The following is a 16,054-nucleotide window of genomic DNA, read 5'->3' on the forward strand; positions in this document are numbered from 1 at the left end:
ATGAGCCTGAGCCTTCCCGACATCGTCGGCCTGTTCGAAACCAAGGGCCATGCCCAGTACGACGGCGAGCCCGTCACCCAGCTCGAGCATGCGCTGCAATCCGCGCACCTGGCCGAGCAGGAGGGGGCGGACAGCGCGCTGATCGCCGCCTCGCTGCTGCACGACCTGGGCCACCTGCTGCACGACTTCGGCGGCACACCGACGCAGCAGGGGCTCGACGACCTGCACCAGTACCGCTGCCTGCCGTTCCTGCGCGCGCTGTTCGGTCCGGCCACGCTGGAGCCGATCCGGCTGCACGTGGACGCCAAGCGCTTCCTGTGCGCGCGCGAGCCCGGTTATCTGGAGGCACTGTCGCCCGATTCGCAGCGCAGCCTGCAGCTGCAGGGCGGCGTGTTCGATTCGGCGCAGGCCAGTGCCTTCGAGGCGCTGCCCTACGCGAAGGACGCGGTGCGGCTGCGGCGCTGGGACGACACGGCCAAGTGCGCCGACGCGAAGACGCCGGACCTCGCGCATTACGTGCGGCACCTGGAGGCCGCGTTGAAGCCCACCGCCATCGCGGCATGAACTCAGCGCCACCGGTCGTGTTGGCGCGCCGTCCGGCCACGCAGGAAGACGTGCCTTTCCTGCTCGCGCTGCGGCAGCGCACGATGAACGGCCACGTGGTGGCTTCGGGCGCCGAGGTCAGCGACGCGCACCACATGGCGCGGCTGATGCACCGCTTCGAATGCGCCGAGGTGCTGCTGCACGAGGGCGAGCCGGTCGGCCTGCTCAAGGTGTCGCGCGATCCTCGCGAGTGGGTGCTGATCCAGATCCAGCTTGCACCGGGTTATCAGGGCGGCGGCATCGGCACCGGGCTGCTGGCCGAGGTCGTCGCCGAGGCCGGGCGCGCCGGCGTGGACCTCACGCTCAGCGTGCTCAAGGCGAATCCGGCCCGCGCGCTCTATGCGCGCTTCGGCTTCCTCGTCGAGCGCGAGTCCGAGTTTTCCTACGAGATGCGGCGCAAGCCCTGACCACCTACGGAGCCGCCATGCGCCCCTTCTGGATCGAACAGGCCCTGTTCAACGACGGCGACCTCGCGCCCGCGCTGCAGGGCGAATGCGAGGCCGACCTCTGCATCGTCGGTGGCGGCTTCACCGGCCTGTGGACCGCGATCCAGGCCAAGCAGCAGGCGCCCGCGCTCGACATCGTCATTCTCGAGAGCGACCTTTGCGGCGCCGGCGCGAGCGGGCGCAACGGCGGCTGCCTGCTCACCTGGTCGGCCAAGTTCCTGACCCTGCGCCGGCTGTTCGGCGAGGACGAGGCGGTGCGCCTGGTCAAGGCCTCGGAGGCCGCGGTGCAGCACATCGCCGACTTCTGCGCCGCCCACGGCATCGACGCCGAGCTGCGCCAGGACGGCACGCTCTACACCGCCACCTCGCCGGCCCAGGTCGGCACGCTCGATCCGATGATGCGCGCGCTCGAGGCGCGCGGCATCCATTCCTATCGCACCCTGCCGCCAGAGGAAGTGGCGCGGCGCTCGGGCTCGGCGCGCAACCTCGCGGGCGTGTACTCGCCGATCGCGGCCACCGTGCATCCGGGCAAGCTGGTGCGCGGGCTGCGGCGCGTGGCGCTGGCGATGGGCATCCGCATCCACGAGCGCACGCCGATGCTCGATTTCTCCACCGGTCATCCGGTCGTGGTGCGCACGCCGGCCGGCAGCGTGCGCGCGAACAAGCTGGTGCTCGCGATGAATGCCTGGATGGCCAGCCGCTTCGCGCAGTTCGAGCGCACCATCGCCATCGTGTCGAGCGACATGGTGATCACCGAGCGCTGCCCCGAGCTGCTCGCGCGCAGCGGCCTGACCGACGGCGTGTCGGTGCTCGATTCGCGCACCTTCGTCTATTACTACCGCGGCACCGCCGATGGCCGCCTCATGCTGGGCAAGGGCGGCAACACCTTCGCCTGGGGCGGGCGCATGGCCAAGGTGTTCGACGAGCGCTCGCCCTACGAGGCCGAGCTCACGCAGGCGCTGCGTTCCTTCTTCCCGGCCCTGAGCGAAACGCCGATCACCGCGAGCTGGAACGGCCCGTCCGACCGCTCGGTCACGGGCTTCCCGTTCTTCGGCCGGCTCGATGGCGCGCCGCACATCTACTACGGCTTCGGCTACTCGGGCAACGGCGTCGGGCCGACCTACATGGGCGGGCAGATCCTGTCGTCGCTGGTGCTCGACCAGGACAACGCCTGGACGCGCAGCCCGATCACGAAGGGGCCGCTGGGCTACTTTCCGCCCGAGCCGGTGCGCTATGTGGGATCGATCGTGGTGCGCAATGCGATCCGCCGCAAGGAGCTCGCCGAGGACGAGAACCGCCAGCCCTGGCTGGTGGATCGCATGCTCAGCAAGCTCGCGAATGCTGCGGGCAAGGCCGACAAGGCCTGACCCGAGGCGGCGGGCCGGGCGGGCCCGCACGTCATGGCACCCGTCTATGATCCGCGCGCCGCATGGGAGCGGCAGGCATCACAACACGAAGACGAGGAGAAGGCATGACATATTTCAAGGCCGTGCGCCGTCGCACGTTCTGGCTGGGCGCGTTGCTGGCCGTCGCGAGTCTTGTCGGCTGCGGAACGCCGCCGACCTACAAGCTTCGCCCCGTCACCGGCCAGTCGCCGGGGACTTTCTCGCTGGCCCATTCCAAGGCGGTCGAGGACGAGCGCCATGCCGTGCGCCATCTGGATGCGGCCAAGAGCATCGTCTACTCCCAGAACTTCGGCGGTGGCGGCGCGGCCCTCGGCCTGCTGCTCGGCCCATTGGGTGTAGCAGCCAACGCCAGCATGATCGACAGCAACACCGAGGCGGACGCCGTACGCCTGCGGGGCAAGCTGACGCTGGCGCCGCGGGAGCTGTTCCTCGCGGCCGCGACGCAACAGGGCCTGGAGGTCGTGGAAGATGCCGCGACCGGCGCGCCGGGCCGCACGCTGGCCACGCCCTACCTGTTCGTGAGCAAGACCGACAACGACCGCCTGCTGACCGCGGCGGCGGTGCGGCTGGAGTACGGGCAGGGCGCCGACCAGTGGTCGGGCGTCTACATGTACCAGCTGCCTTCGTCGTACCAGTTGGACGACCTGGCCCGTCTCACGCCCGAGATGCAGGCCCGGCTGGGCACGGAGGCGGCCCAGGGCTTCTCGGCGCTCGCGGCCTTCATCGCGAAGGAAGCGCCGCAGCAGGAGGGCCAGGCCAAGGGCGGGACCGAGAAAGACTTCAGCTACAAGTCGGATCTGCTGACGCCCCGCATCGAGATCGAGATGAATGGCCGGTTCATCGCGCGGTCTGGCGACCTGATCTGGTTCAGGAGCTTCGGCGGCGTGTATGCCGTGCGCACCTCGAACATCAAGGTCATGTCGGGCGGGATCTGATCAGTTGGTTTCCGCCAGCGCGTCGCCCAGCGCATTGATCATGCGATCGATCTCGGCCTTCTCCGAGATGAACGGCGGCGCGAGCTGGATGGTGTCGCCGCCGTAGCGCACGTAGAAGCCCTTCTTCCAGCAATTCATCGCGATCTCGTAGGGACGGCGCGCCGGTTCGCCCGGCAGCGCGGCGATGGTGAGGCCGGCCGCGAGGCCGAAGTTGCGGATGTCGGTGACGTGCTTGCTGCCCTTGAGGCTGTGCACGGCGTTCTCGAAATGCGGGGCCAGCGCCTTCACGCGCGCGGGCATGTCTTCCTTCTGCAGCACGTCGAGCGCGGCGATGCCGGCGGCGCAGGCCACCGGGTGGGCCGAGTAGGTGTAGCCGTGCGGGAACTCGAGCATGTAGTCGGGGCCGCCCGCGGCCATGAAGGTGTCGTAGATCTCCTTGCTGGCGATCACGGCGCCCAGCGGCTGCGCGCCGTTGGTGATCTGCTTGGCGGCATTCATGATGTCGGGCACCACGCCGAAGGCATCGGCGCCGGTGAGGGTGCCGCAGCGGCCGAAGCCGGTGATGACCTCGTCGAAGATCAAGAGGATGTTGTGCGCGGTGCAGATGTCGCGCAGGCGTTTCAGGTAGCCCTGCGGCGGGATCACCACGCCGGCCGAACCCGCGAAGGGCTCGACGATGACGGCCGCGATGTTCGAGGCGTCGTGCAGCGCGATCAGGTCGAGCAGGCGGTCGGCCAGCTCGGCGCCGTTCTCGGGCATGCCGCGCGTGAAGGCATTGGCCGCGAGCTGGGTGTGGGGCAGGTGGTCGGCCTCGACGCCCTGGCCGAACAGCTTGCGGTTGGCACCGATGCCGCCGACCGAGATGCCGCCGAAGTTGACGCCGTGGTAGCCCTTCTCGCGGCCGATCAGCCGGGTCTTGCTGGCCTGGCCCTTGGCGCGCCAGTAGGCGCGCGCCATCTTGAGCGAGGTGTCGGCGGCCTCGGAGCCCGAGCCGGTGAAGAAGACGTAGTCGAGGCCCGCGGGCGTCAGCTCCTTGAGTTTGTTGGCGAGCTCGAAGGACAGCGGATGGCCGAACTGGAAGGCCGGCGAATAGTCGAGTTTCGCGATCTGGCGACTCACCGCTTCGGTGATCTCGGGGCGGCCGTGGCCCAGGCCCGAGCACCACAGGCCCGAGAGGCCGTCGAAGATCTTGCGGCCTTCGTGGTCGGTGAAGTAGGCGCCCTTGGCCTCGACGATCAGGCGCGGGTCGGCCTTGAACTGGCGATTGGCGGTGTAGGGCATCCAGTGCGCCTCGAGCCAGGCGGCATCGGTGCGCGGGGCCGGGTTGGCGAGATCGGGCGTGGCGAGGGTCATGGGTGCGTCCAGGTTGGGTGGGAAAGCTGACGCGTCGATTGTTGGCAAGCCGTTCAGTGTGGAGAATGGCGCAATATCAATGTTCACTTGACGATCCATGCAAGTAAAAGAAGGCGCTTCCACGGCCCGCAGCCGTGCCGTGCTGGGCCAGCTCAGCGATATGGACCTGCGCCTGCTCAAGGTGTTCAAGAGCGTGGTCGACTGCGGCGGCATGGCGGCGGCCGAGCTCGAGCTCAACATCGGCACCTCGACCGTGAGCCGCCATGTGAAGGACCTCGAGACCCGGCTCGGTCTGGTGCTGTGCCGGCGCGGCCGGGCCGGCTTCGCACTCACGGCCGAGGGCCAGCGCGTCTACGACGAGACGCTGCGGCTGCTGGCCTCGGTCGACGCCTTCCGCGGCAGCATCGACGACATCCACAACCGCATGGGCGGCCAGCTCGAGGTGGCGCTGTTCGACAAGACCGCGACCAATCCGCAGGCGCGCATCGGCGAGGCGATCGCGCGCTTTGCCGAAGTGGCGCCCGAGGTCAGCCTGGCGGTGCACGTGGGTTCGATCAACGCGATCGAGCAGGGCGTGCTCGAGGGCCACTTCCAGATCGGCATCATCCCGGCGCACCGCAGCTCGAAGAGCCTGGTCTATGAAGAACTGTTCGGCGAGACCATGCTGCTGTATTGCGGCCGCGGCCATCCGCTGTTCGAGGCCAGCCATGCGAAGCTCACCTGGCCGAAGCTGCGCGAGCACCATTTCGCGGGCCTGGGCTACCACTCGCCCAACATGGAGCTCAGCCACCGCGCGCAGCTCTCGCGCAAGGCCACGGGCTTCGACCAGGAGGCGATCGCCACGCTCATCCTGTCGGGGCGTTTCCTGGGTTTCCTGCCCGACCACTATGCGCAGGTGTTCGAGCAGCGCGGGCTGATGCGCCCGGTGCTGCCCGAGCGCTTCCATTACGAATGCCGCTTCGTGAGTCTGCTGCGGCGTTCGCCGAAGCCTTCGCGCGCGGTGCTGGCGTTTCAGGCCTGCCTCACGGCGGCGCACCGCGGCAAGTAGGAGGCGCGCTCACAAGGCGTGAAGAAACCGTAGCGAGCGCGCCGAGGTCGCGCCGAGGACCGGAGCCGTACCTTGTACGGTGAGGACCGCAGGTGCGAGATCGGGGCGCGCAGCAGGTTTATTCACGCCTTGTCAGCGCTGGGCGTTGGGCACGAGAAGATGCTTGGCGCCGATGTGCGCCTCCATCTCGTGCATGTGCTGCTCGGCGTCGACCATGTGCTCGCTCATCAGCCGCTGCACCGTCGCGGCGTCCTCCTTGCGGTAGGCCGCCAGCAGCTGCGTGTGGTAGTCGACGTTGGCCTCGCCGAAGTGATGGTGGTCGAGCGCCTTCTTGTAGACCACGAGGTCGCGCAGCAGGTCGTTGAGGAAGCGGCACATGAAGGACAGCACCGGGTTGGGGCAGGCCTCGGCCAGGATGGTGTGGAAGGCCAGCTCGGCCTCGCGCTGGATGCGCTGCTCGTCCTCGGAGGTCGGCTCCTTCGTGCACAGGCGCACGTTCTCCTCGAGCCGCTCGAACATCTCGGGCGTGAGCCGGCCCACCACGCTGACCGCGAGCTCGGGCTCGAGCGCCTTGCGCAGCTGGTAGATGTGGTGGCCGTCGAGGTGGTGGAAGTGCAGGAAGTTGCGCAGCGGCTCCGACGCATGCTCGACCGACACCTGCTGCAGGTAGGCGCCGCCGCCGGGCCCGGTGCGGATCGAGATCAGGCCGCTGACTTCGAGCGCCTTGAGCGCCTCGCGCACCGTGCTCTTCGAATAGCCGAACAGCTCGATCAGTTCCTTCTCGTTCGGCAGCCGGTCGCCCGGCTGCTTGCGCTCGGCCACGATCCAGCGCTTCACGTCCTCGACGATGACGTCCGAGAGCTTTTGTCGCTTCGGGCGGTGTTGCCCCACTGTCATGCCCACGCTCGATGTCCCTCGGGAGATGCGCGGAATGCGCAACAGCGGGCGATCTTACCCAGCGGTCCTGGGCGCATCGGCGTGGTGCACGCGGGCGGGGCGAGGGGCCCGCGAAGTGGGTGGTTTTTGGGCACGGGGATTGCTAACGGGTTTTTACCAGCATATTAATCCTATTTATCCGCTTAAATTCGCCGCGACCGCGGACGCCCATCCCTCTCCACCCTCACCACGACGGAGTTCCTCTTGCAACGCAGACACCTTCTCCAACTGGCCGCCCTGTCGGCCGCTCCCGCTTCCCTGCTGGCCGGCCGCTCGGCCTTCGCGCAATCGGCCGAGGCGATCCGCTTCGGCTGCCCGGTGCCGATGTCGGGCGCCTTCGCGGCCAACGGCAAGTTCGCCGACCTCGGCATGAAGCTGGCGATCGAGCAGTACGGCAGCGTGCTCAAGCGTCCGCTGGCCTACACGGTGCTCGACACCGAGGGCAAGCCCGCGACCGCGGTGCGCAAGGTGCAGGAAGCCTCGCAGCAGCAGGGCGCGAAGTTCTTCGCGGGCGGCATCCTGTCGTCGGAAGCGCTGGCCATGGGCAAGGAGGCCGAGAAGGCCGGTGGCCTGTTCATCACCACCGCGGGCGCCGACGAGATCACCGGCAAGGACTGCAACCCCGCCACCTTCCGCTGGTCGGTGCCCACCTTCGGCGCCATCGAGCAGACGGTGCGCCCGCTGGTCGCGCAGATGCCCAAGGCCAAGCGTTGGTACACGATCACGCCGCAGTACGTGTTCGGCGACGGCCTGCTGAGCGCGGCCAAGACCATCTTCCAGGAGAAGGGCATCGAGCACGTGGGCAACAGCTACCACTCGCTCAACGAAAAGGAGTTCAGCGGCTACCTCACCAATGCGATGGCGGCCAAGCCCGACGTGCTGCTGCTGCTGAACTTCGGCGCCCAGTCCTCGGCCGCGCTGCGCCAGGCGGTGAGCTTCGGCATGCACAAGAACATGACGATCCTGATGGCCTGGGCCTCGGGGCTCGAGCAGTTCGACGAGCTCGGCGCCGACCTCTGCGACGGCGTGTACTTCGGCGCGCAGTACTGGCACACGGTGGATGCGCCGCTCAACAAGGAGCTGGTCAAGCGCACCGCCGACAAGCTCAAGATCGTGCCCAACTACAGCCTCGCGGGCTCGTACATCTGCACCAAGATCCTGATCGACGGCATCGTGAAGGCCGGCACGGTCGACCAGAAGGCCGTGATCGCCGCGCTCGAGGGCATGAAGTTCGACGGGCTCACGGGCGGCGAGGAGATCCGCAAGGCCGACCACCAGGTGGTGAAGGACTACTACCTGCTCAAGGGCAAGGCCAAGTCGAAGATGAAGGACGCGGCCGACTATGTCGACGTCGTGAGCGCCGGAAAGTCCTTCCTGCCGGTCGACAAGACGGGCTGCAAGCTGGCCTGAGTCACGCCGGTTCCGCGATCTCGTCCGCGCCACCGCGGTGGTGCGGCGGGGCGCGGTCCGCCCGCACGCTCCATTTCCCACACCCATGTCCGTCTACCTGCTCCAGACCATCAACGGCATCGGCATCGGCATGCTGTATTTCCTGCTGGCCGTCGGCCTGTCGATCGTGTTCGGCCTGCTGCGCTTCGTGAACTTCGCGCACGGCGCCTTCTACCTGCTGGGCGCCTACCTGTGCTTCCAGGCGCTGCAGTGGGGCCTGAACTTCTGGGCCGCGCTGGTGCTGGTGCCGCTGGCCGTCGGCGCGCTCGGCTGGCTGGCCGAGAAGCTGCTGCTGCGCCGCGTGTATGCGAAGGCGCATGAATTCCACATCCTCGTCACCGTGGGCCTGGCGCTCGCGGTGCAGGAGATCGTGATCGTCTTCTGGGGCCCGCTGGGCAACAGCGTGCCCACGCCCGACCTGCTGCAGGGCGTGGTGATGTGGGGCAGCTTCATCTATCCGAAGTACCGGCTGTTCGTGATCGGCTTCACCGCCGTGCTCGCGGTGCTGCTGTGGTGGGTGCTCGAGGGCACGCGCCTGGGCAGCGCGGTGCGCGCGGGCAGCGAATCGACCGAGATGGTCTCGCTGCTCGGCATCAACGTGTTCCGCGTCTTCAGCCTGGTGTTCGCGCTCGGCGCGGCCACGGCGGCGCTGGCCGGCGTGCTGGCCGCGCCGATCCGCGGCGCCGAGCCCTTCATGGGCGTGGAGGCGCTCGGCGTGGCCTTCGTGGTGGTGGTGATCGGCGGGCTCGGCAGCTTCGGCGGCGCGCTGGTCGGCGGCCTGCTGATCGGCATCGTGCAGAGCCTGATGAGCACCCTGTGGCCGCCCGGTGCGAGCCTGATGATCTATATCGCGATGGCGGCCGTGCTGCTGCTGCGCCCGCATGGCCTGCTCGGCCGCAGAGGATGAAGGCCATGCCCAGAAAAATCACTTTCCTGCTGGCACTGGCCGTCACGCTGGCGCTGCCGCTCTTCATGCGCTCGGGTTCGCTCGCGAGCGAGGTGCTGATCTACGCGCTCGCCGCGCTCGGCTGCAACCTGCTCTTGGGCTACACGGGCCTGCTGTCCTTCGGCCAGGGCATCTTCTTCGGCCTCGGCAGCTACACCATCGCGATCCTGCTCACGCGGCTCGCGCTGCCGATGCCGCTGGCCCTGCTCGCGGCCATCGGAGTGGGCGCGCTCGGCGCGGCGCTGGTCGGCTGGGTCGCGATACGCCAGCGCGGCACCTACTTCGTGATGCTCACGCTGGCCTTCGCGCAGATGTTCTATTTCGTGGCCTACACGGCCTCGGGCCTGACCGGTGGCGACAACGGCCTGCTCGACGTGCCGCGCCCGGCCTTCATGGACACGCCGTGGAAGTACTACGCCTTCGTGGCCGTGATGTTCCTGATCGCCTTCGGCCTGCTGCTGCGCGTGACCGACTCGGTGTTCGGCCGCACGCTGCTGGCGATCCGCGACAACGGCGACCGCGCCGCCGCGGTGGGCTACGACCTGCGGCGCTTCAAGCTGCTGGCCTTCGTGATCTCGGGGGCCGTCACCGGCCTCGCGGGCGGGCTGCACGCGATGATGACCGGCATTGCGCCGCTGTCGAACGCCGAGTACCACACGAGCGAGATGATCCTGGTCATCACCGTGATCGGCGGCACCGGCAACCTGTTCGCCTCGGTGCTGGGGTCGGCTTTCTACGTGCTGCTGGCCGACTGGCTCTCCACGCTGTGGCCGCGCTGGCTGCTGCTGCTGGGGCTGCTGCTGATCGGCGTGAGCATCGGCATGCAGCGCGGCCTCTGGGGGCTGGGCGAGAGCGCCTGGCGACGCATCTTCGGGAAGGGCGCGCAAGGCGCCGGCGCCTCCGCCGCGCAGGGAGAGAAAGCATGAGCGACGTCCTCATCGAAGCCGTCGGCGTCACCAAGCACTACGGCAAGTTCGCCGCGCTCGGCGGCGTCGACCTCCAGATCCGCCGCAACACCGTGCACTCGGTGATCGGCCCGAACGGCGCGGGCAAGACCACGCTGTTCCACATGCTCACGGGCACCGGCACCACCACCGGCGGGCGCATCCTGTTCGATGGCCACGACGTGACGCGCGAGCCCGACCACCGCCGCGTGCAGCGCGGCATGGCGCGCTCGTTCCAGGTCACGAGCCTGTTCGGCAGCCTCGCGGTGCGCGAGAACCTGCGCGTGGCGGCGCAGGGCATCGCGCCGCGCCAGGCCATGAACTGCTGGCGCGCGCCGGTCGGCGAGCTGGCCTGCACGCAGACCGTGGACGAGGTGCTGCAGCGCGTGGGCCTCGAGCGCTTCGCCGATGTGCCGGCGGCCGAGCTCTCGCATGGCCAGCAGCGGCGGCTCGAGGTCGGCATGGCGCTGGCCGCGCGGCCGAAGGCGATCTTCCTCGACGAGCCGACCTCGGGCATGGGCATCGACGACCTCGACGACATGAAGCAGCTGATCCGCGGACTGCGCGACCGGCACACCGTGGTACTGATCGAACACAACATGAACATCGTGATGGACATCTCCGACACCGTGACCGTGATGCAGCTGGGCCGCGTGCTGGCCGAGGGACTGCCGGGCGACATCCGCGCCGATGCGCGCGTGCGCAGCGCCTACCTCGGCAACATGATCACGGGAGGCAAGGCATGAGCATCACCCACATCCTCGAGGTCGAGGGCCTGCATGCGCACTACGGCAAGAGCCACGTGCTCCAGGGCGTGTCGCTGCGCGTGGGCGAGGCCGAACTGGTGACGCTGCTGGGCCGCAACGGCGCGGGCAAGTCGACCACGCTCAAGAGCATCGCGGGCGCGGTCACGCCCACGGCCGGGCGCGTGCGCTTCCAGGGCGCCGACATCGCGGGCCAGCCCGCGCACCGCATCGCCGCGCGCGGCGTCTGCCTGGTGCCCGAGCACCGCGGCATCTTCAAGCTGCTGACGGTCGAGGAGAACCTGCTGCTCGGCCAGCGGCGCGAGTCGCCGTGGCAGCTCGAGGACATCTACCGCATCTTTCCGCGCCTGAAGGAGCGGCGCCGCAACGGCGGCGGCCAGCTCTCGGGCGGCGAGCAGCAGATGCTAGCGATCGGCCGCGCGCTGATGAACCATCCGCGCCTGCTGATCCTCGACGAGCCGGTCGAAGGCCTGGCGCCGGTGATCGTCGAGGAGATCGTCGCGCAGCTGAAAACCATCAAGGCCGCGGGTGTCGCCATCCTGCTGGTCGAGCAGAACCTCGAGGTGTGCGTGCAGCTCGCAGACCGCCACTACATCGTGGAGCAGGGCGTGATCGTGCACGAGGCGGGCAACGCCGCCTTCATGGCCGACCACGACGTGAAGGACCGCTACCTCGGCGTCGGCCTCGCCTGAAGCCTCCCGTCTTCCAGACCTCATTCGCAGAACCATGACGACAACCATCGAAACTTCTTCCGCACCCGATGTGCGCGCCCTCCGCATCGACGGCCAGCGCCTCTGGGATTCGCTGATGCAGCTGGCCCAGGTCGGCGCCACCGAGAAGGGCGGCGTGTGCCGCCTCGCGCTGACCGACCTCGACCGCCAGGGCCGCGACCTGTTCGTGCGCTGGGCGCGCGAGGCGGGCTGCGAGGTGCGGGTGGATGCCATCGGCAACATCTTTGCGCGCCGTGCCGGCCGCAACAACGCGCTGCCGCCCGTCACCACCGGCAGCCACATCGACACGCAGCCCACGGGCGGCAAGTTCGACGGCAACTACGGCGTGCTCGCGGGGCTGGAGGTGATCCGCGCGCTCAACGACGCGAAGGTGTCGACCGAAGCGCCGCTCGAAGTGGCCGTGTGGACCAATGAAGAAGGCTCGCGCTTCGTGCCGGTGATGATGGGCTCGGGTGTGTTCGTCGATGCCTTCACGCTGGAACACGCGCTCGCGCAGCGCGACACCGAGGGCGTGAGCGTGGCGCAGGCGCTCGATGCGATCGGCTATGCGGGCACGGTGCCCGCCTCGGCGGCCGCATCGCCCGTGGGCGCGTACTTCGAAGCGCACATCGAGCAGGGCCCGGTGCTCGAGGCCAACGCGCGCGTGATCGGCGTGGTCGAAGGTGCCCTCGGCCAGCGCTGGTACGACGTCGTGGTGCAGGGCATGGAAGCGCATGCCGGCCCCACGCCGATGGAACTGCGCAAGGACGCGCTGCTCGCCGCCGCCGAACTCGTGATCGAGGTCAACCGCATCGCGCTCGCGCACGCACCGCATGCGCGCGGCACGGTCGGCTGGATCGACAACTACCCGAACTCGCGCAACGTGATTCCGGGCCGGGTCAAGCTCAGCGTGGATCTGCGCGCGGCGGACGATACGGTGCTGTCGGCCATGGACGCGGCACTGAAGGACGCCGTGCTGCGCCTCGCTTCCGCCGGCAAGGTGGAGGCGACGGTGGAGCAGGTCGTGTACTTCCCCCCCCAGCCTTTCACGCCCGGGCTCGTGTCCGCGGTGCGCGACGCCGCGCAGGCGCAGGGCCTGACGTGGATGAACGTGATCAGCGGCGCGGGCCACGATGCGGTGTACCTCGCCCGCGTGTGCCCCACCGCGATGATCTTCGTGCCATGCCTCGACGGCATCAGCCACAACGAGATCGAGGACGCCGAACCCGAGCACCTCGAGGCCGGCTGCAACGTGCTGCTGCAGGCGATGGTGCAGAGCGCCGGTGTCGCCGGGGTGGCCGCATGAAGGTGCTGATCGCACGTCTCAACCACGAGACCAACACCTTCTCGCCCGTGCCCACGCCGCTCGCGGCCTTCGGGCCCGACGGCCCGACCTTCGACCAGCAGGCGTACCGCGACAACAAGGGCATGCGCACCGCGATGTCGGCCTTCATCGACCTGGCCGAGGCGGCCGGCGCCGAGCTGGTCACGCCGGTGTCGGCCTCGGCCAACCCGAGCGGGCCGGTCGACGCGCGCGCCTACGACGCGCTCACGCAACGCATCGTCGATGCGGCGCCGGGCTGCGACGCGATCCTGCTCGACCTGCATGGCGCGATGGTGGCCCACAACAGCGCGGACGGCGAGGGCGACCTGCTGCTGCGGCTGCGCGCGGCCGCGCCCGGCGTGCCGATCGGCGTGGCGCTCGACCTGCATGCCAACGTCACGCCCGCGATGGTGGAGAACGCCGACGTGATCGTCGGCTTCAAGACCTATCCGCACGTCGACATGTACGAGACCGGCGAACACGCGGGCCGGCTGCTGCTCGACCTGCTGGCAGGGCGCGGGCGGCCCGCGATGCGCTGGCATTCGCTGCCGCTGATGGCCCACACGCTGCGCAGCGCCTCCTACACCGGCGCGATGCAGCGCGCCATCGATGCCGCGCGCGCGGCCGAGGCCTCGGGCGAGTCGCTCGCGGTGTCGATCCTCGCGGGCTTCTCGCTGTCGGACATCGAGGCGCCGTGCATGAGCGTGATCGTGGTCGACGCGCAGTCGGGCGAGCGCGCGCAGGCCACGGCCGACCGCATCGCGGCGCAGATGTGGCGCGAGCGCGCGGCCTTCGTCTACGACAGCGAGCCGCTGGCCGACTCGATCGCGCGCGCGAAGCAGCTGGCCGACGGTGCCGAGCGTCCGGTGCTGCTGCTCGACCATGGCGACAACTGCATGTCGGGCGGCAGCTGCGACACCATGGACGTGCTGCAGGAGGCGCTGGCCCAGGGGCTCGAGGGCATCGGCGTCGGGCCGCTGTGCGATCCCGAGGCAGTGGCTCAGCTGATCGCGGCGGGCGAGGGCGCGCGCGCGACGGTGGCGCTGGGCAACAAGGTCTCGCTGGCGGGCATCGGCCGCGAGAACGCGCCGGTGCGGTTGACGGGCATCGTGCGCACGATCTGCGACGGCGAGTACGTCATCACCGGCCCGACCTACACCGGCCAGCGCGCCAGCATGGGCCGCACCGTGCTGTTCGACATCGGCGCCGCGCGCATCGTGGTCACCGAGCGCACGCAGGAGCCGTGGGACATCGGCGTGTTCGAATGCGCGGGGCTCGATCCGCGCCGCGAGCGCTTCCTGCTGCTGAAGTCGCGCATGTACTGCCGGCCGGTGTTCGAGCCGCTCGCGGCCGCGCTGGTGGAGTGCGACAGCCGTGGCGTGACCAGTTCGGACTACGGCCTGTTCCCGTTCGGCAAGGTGCGGCGGCCGGTGTTTCCGCTCGACCCGATCTGAAGGCGTTCATGACCTCCCGCGTCATGGACCCGAAGCGCCGCTGAAACGACCATTCCTTCACCCCGCAACGTCGCGGGCATCCACCGAAGGAATCGTCACCATGAACACCGCCGCCCACGACCCCGTTGCCATCGCCCAAGGCTACATCGCCGTCTGGAACGAGACCGATCCCGCGCGCCGCGCCGCGCTGCTGGAGGCCGGCTGGTCGGCCGACGCGCAGTACGTCGATCCGATCATGCAGGGCAGCGGCCATGCGCAGATCAGCGCGCTGGTCGGCGCCGTGCACCAGCGCTACCCGGGCTTCCGCTTCAACCTTTTGGGCAAGGCCGACGCGCACGGCGACCACGTGCGCTTCTCGTGGACGCTCGGGCCGAGCGGCGCCGAGGACCTGATCCAGGGCACCGACTTCGTGCGGCTGGACGCGGGCAAGCTGCGCTCGGTGACCGGCTTTCTCGACAAGGTGCCGGTCGGCGCCTGAGTCAGTCCGTGGTGCCGGTGCCGCGCCCGCGCCAGAGCTTGCGGTAGACCGTGGCGCGGCTGATGCCCAGCGCGCGCGCCGCCTCGGCCACGTTGCCGCGGGCATCGGCCACGGCCTTGCGGATCAGCGCGGTCTCCACGTCGCGCAACCGCGGGCGGGCTTCGGGCGCGGCGGCACTGGCATGGCTGCCGTCGCCGCGCTGGGGCCGTACCTGCACACGCAGGCCCGACCACAGCGGCACCTCGAGCACCGCATCGCCGCGCCGCGCGGCATCGAACAGCATGTCGAGCGGCAGCGCGAACAGGTCGTTGCAATGCAGGCCGCCCTGGCTGCGCGCCAGCGGCTGGTGCAGCATTTGCCGCGCCGCAGCATTGGCGCCGGTGACGTTGCCGCCGCCGTCGATGCACAAGAGGCCCTCGGCCGCTTCGCTGGTGGGGCAGCCGGGCCAGGCCAGGCGCAGCAGCATCTCGCAGGGCGAGCGCAGCACCAGCGCGTTCTCGATGCTGCGCGCCGACAGGGTCGCGAGGTGGCGCAGCTCGGGCCGCTCGGCCACCTGCACGCCGGTCAGGTCGAGCATGCCGATGCAGTCGCCCTGGGGACCGAACAGCGGCGCGCCGGCGCAGCTGTAGACGCTGGTGTCGTCGAAGAAATGCTCGCCGCCGTGCAGCCAGACCGATTCCTGCTCGGCCAGCGCGGTGCCGATCGCGCTGGTGCCGATGGCGCGTTCCGACAGGTCGACGCCGATGCGCGCGATGTTGCGCGCGTAGCGGCTGGCGTCGTCGGTGCCGTCGGGCAGCAGGCCCACGTCGACCACGATGCCCTCGGCATCGGTCAGCACGGCGAAATAGCGGGTGTCGGCAATGGCGCGCGACAAGCGTTCGATCACCGGACGCGCGGCCGACACCAGGGCGCGGTTGCGTTCCGCCACCGCGCGCTGGGCGCTGCGGCCCACCGGCTCGAAGCTCACGCGCTGCTGCGGCTGCTGGCCGGCCTCGATGCAGCGCTGCCAGGAGCGGGCGATCCAGGGTTCGATGCGGCTGCCGGGCGGGGCGCGCAGATCGACGGCATCGCCATGGATCAGGGCCTGCCGGGCCTGGGCGATGGCCAGCGAGCGCTCGGGTGTCGGCAGGGCGTTGGAAGCGAGCATCTGTTTGCGGGGGCGCGTGGGGCGCCCGTTTTGGGGACCTGCCGAACGGCAAGCTGTTTCATTTTGAGAATTTCAGGCCCCCGGCGCAAGCGTCGAGGGTTTTGCCTAGGA

Annotated in this window: 16 protein-coding genes; 13 read left to right on the forward strand and 3 right to left on the reverse strand. The window is 69.4% G+C overall.

Annotated elements, in window-relative coordinates:
- From AC07RM_RS17125 to AC07RM_RS17140, 4 genes are all read left to right on the forward strand, one after another.
- Complete coding sequence (locus AC07RM_RS17125) at positions 1-564, forward strand: phosphonate degradation HD-domain oxygenase (RefSeq protein ID WP_093349162.1); 564 nt, start codon at positions 1-3, stop codon at positions 562-564.
- Entirely contained in the window at positions 561-1,010 is a 450-nt protein-coding gene (locus AC07RM_RS17130; protein WP_495335292.1) for a GNAT family N-acetyltransferase, read from the forward strand. Before AC07RM_RS17125 ends, AC07RM_RS17130 begins: the two co-directional genes overlap by 4 nt.
- Before the next feature lie 17 nt (positions 1,011-1,027).
- Complete coding sequence (locus tag AC07RM_RS17135) at positions 1,028-2,416, forward strand: FAD-dependent oxidoreductase (RefSeq protein WP_495335293.1); 1,389 nt, start codon at positions 1,028-1,030, stop codon at positions 2,414-2,416.
- A 104-nt stretch (positions 2,417-2,520) separates the two neighbouring features.
- Positions 2,521-3,390, forward strand: a complete 870-nt coding sequence (locus AC07RM_RS17140; RefSeq protein WP_495335294.1) for a hypothetical protein — start codon at positions 2,521-2,523, stop codon at positions 3,388-3,390.
- Here the strand turns inward: AC07RM_RS17140 and aptA are convergent, their stop codons facing one another.
- Entirely contained in the window at positions 3,391-4,743 is a 1,353-nt protein-coding gene (gene aptA, locus AC07RM_RS17145; RefSeq protein ID WP_495335295.1) for an omega-aminotransferase AptA, read from the reverse strand.
- Between the two features lie 97 nt (positions 4,744-4,840).
- On the opposite strand from aptA, the gene AC07RM_RS17150 reads away from it, so the two are divergent.
- Positions 4,841-5,791 (forward strand): LysR family transcriptional regulator, encoded by a 951-nt coding sequence (locus AC07RM_RS17150; RefSeq protein ID WP_208512027.1) that lies wholly within the window; start codon positions 4,841-4,843, stop codon positions 5,789-5,791.
- Positions 5,792-5,923: 132 nt separating this feature from the next.
- Here the strand turns inward: AC07RM_RS17150 and AC07RM_RS17155 are convergent, their stop codons facing one another.
- A complete protein-coding gene (locus tag AC07RM_RS17155; protein WP_296781662.1) occupies positions 5,924-6,688 on the reverse strand; it encodes a FadR/GntR family transcriptional regulator in 765 nt (254 codons plus the stop codon).
- A 243-nt stretch (positions 6,689-6,931) separates the two neighbouring features.
- On the opposite strand from AC07RM_RS17155, the gene AC07RM_RS17160 reads away from it, so the two are divergent.
- The 8 genes from AC07RM_RS17160 (at position 6,932) to AC07RM_RS17195 (ending at position 14,796) form a co-directional block, all read left to right on the forward strand.
- A complete protein-coding gene (locus AC07RM_RS17160) occupies positions 6,932-8,137 on the forward strand; it encodes an ABC transporter substrate-binding protein (protein ID WP_495335296.1) in 1,206 nt (401 codons plus the stop codon).
- An 85-nt stretch (positions 8,138-8,222) separates the two neighbouring features.
- A complete protein-coding gene (locus AC07RM_RS17165; protein WP_057589571.1) occupies positions 8,223-9,083 on the forward strand; it encodes a branched-chain amino acid ABC transporter permease in 861 nt (286 codons plus the stop codon).
- A gap of 5 nt (positions 9,084-9,088) precedes the next feature.
- Positions 9,089-10,048: a branched-chain amino acid ABC transporter permease gene (locus tag AC07RM_RS17170; protein ID WP_495335297.1), complete on the forward strand. Its 960-nt coding sequence runs from the start codon at positions 9,089-9,091 to the stop codon at positions 10,046-10,048.
- Positions 10,045-10,812 (forward strand): ABC transporter ATP-binding protein, encoded by a 768-nt coding sequence (locus AC07RM_RS17175; RefSeq protein WP_495335298.1) that lies wholly within the window; start codon positions 10,045-10,047, stop codon positions 10,810-10,812. The genes AC07RM_RS17170 and AC07RM_RS17175 overlap by 4 nt, the downstream gene beginning before the upstream one ends.
- The gene (locus AC07RM_RS17180) at positions 10,809-11,522 is read left to right on the forward strand and encodes an ABC transporter ATP-binding protein (protein ID WP_495335299.1); all 714 of its coding nucleotides are present in this window, start codon (positions 10,809-10,811) and stop codon (positions 11,520-11,522) included. The genes AC07RM_RS17175 and AC07RM_RS17180 overlap by 4 nt, the downstream gene beginning before the upstream one ends.
- A 34-nt stretch (positions 11,523-11,556) precedes the next feature.
- A complete protein-coding gene (locus AC07RM_RS17185; protein ID WP_495335300.1) occupies positions 11,557-12,846 on the forward strand; it encodes a Zn-dependent hydrolase in 1,290 nt (429 codons plus the stop codon).
- A complete protein-coding gene (locus AC07RM_RS17190; RefSeq protein WP_495335301.1) occupies positions 12,843-14,318 on the forward strand; it encodes a M81 family metallopeptidase in 1,476 nt (491 codons plus the stop codon). The genes AC07RM_RS17185 and AC07RM_RS17190 overlap by 4 nt, the downstream gene beginning before the upstream one ends.
- 100 nt (positions 14,319-14,418) lie before the next feature.
- Positions 14,419-14,796 (forward strand): nuclear transport factor 2 family protein, encoded by a 378-nt coding sequence (locus AC07RM_RS17195; protein ID WP_093349196.1) that lies wholly within the window; start codon positions 14,419-14,421, stop codon positions 14,794-14,796.
- 1 nt (position 14,797) lies between these two features.
- Here AC07RM_RS17195 and AC07RM_RS17200 read toward each other — a convergent pair whose 3' ends face one another.
- Positions 14,798-15,943 carry a helix-turn-helix domain-containing protein gene (locus AC07RM_RS17200; RefSeq protein WP_495335302.1) on the reverse strand — a complete coding sequence of 382 codons (1,146 nt, stop codon included), beginning with the start codon at positions 15,941-15,943 and terminating at the stop codon, positions 14,798-14,800.
- Positions 15,944-16,054: the final 111 nt, after the last annotated feature.

The organism is Variovorax sp. GW821-FHT09B05, from assembly GCF_059418265.1.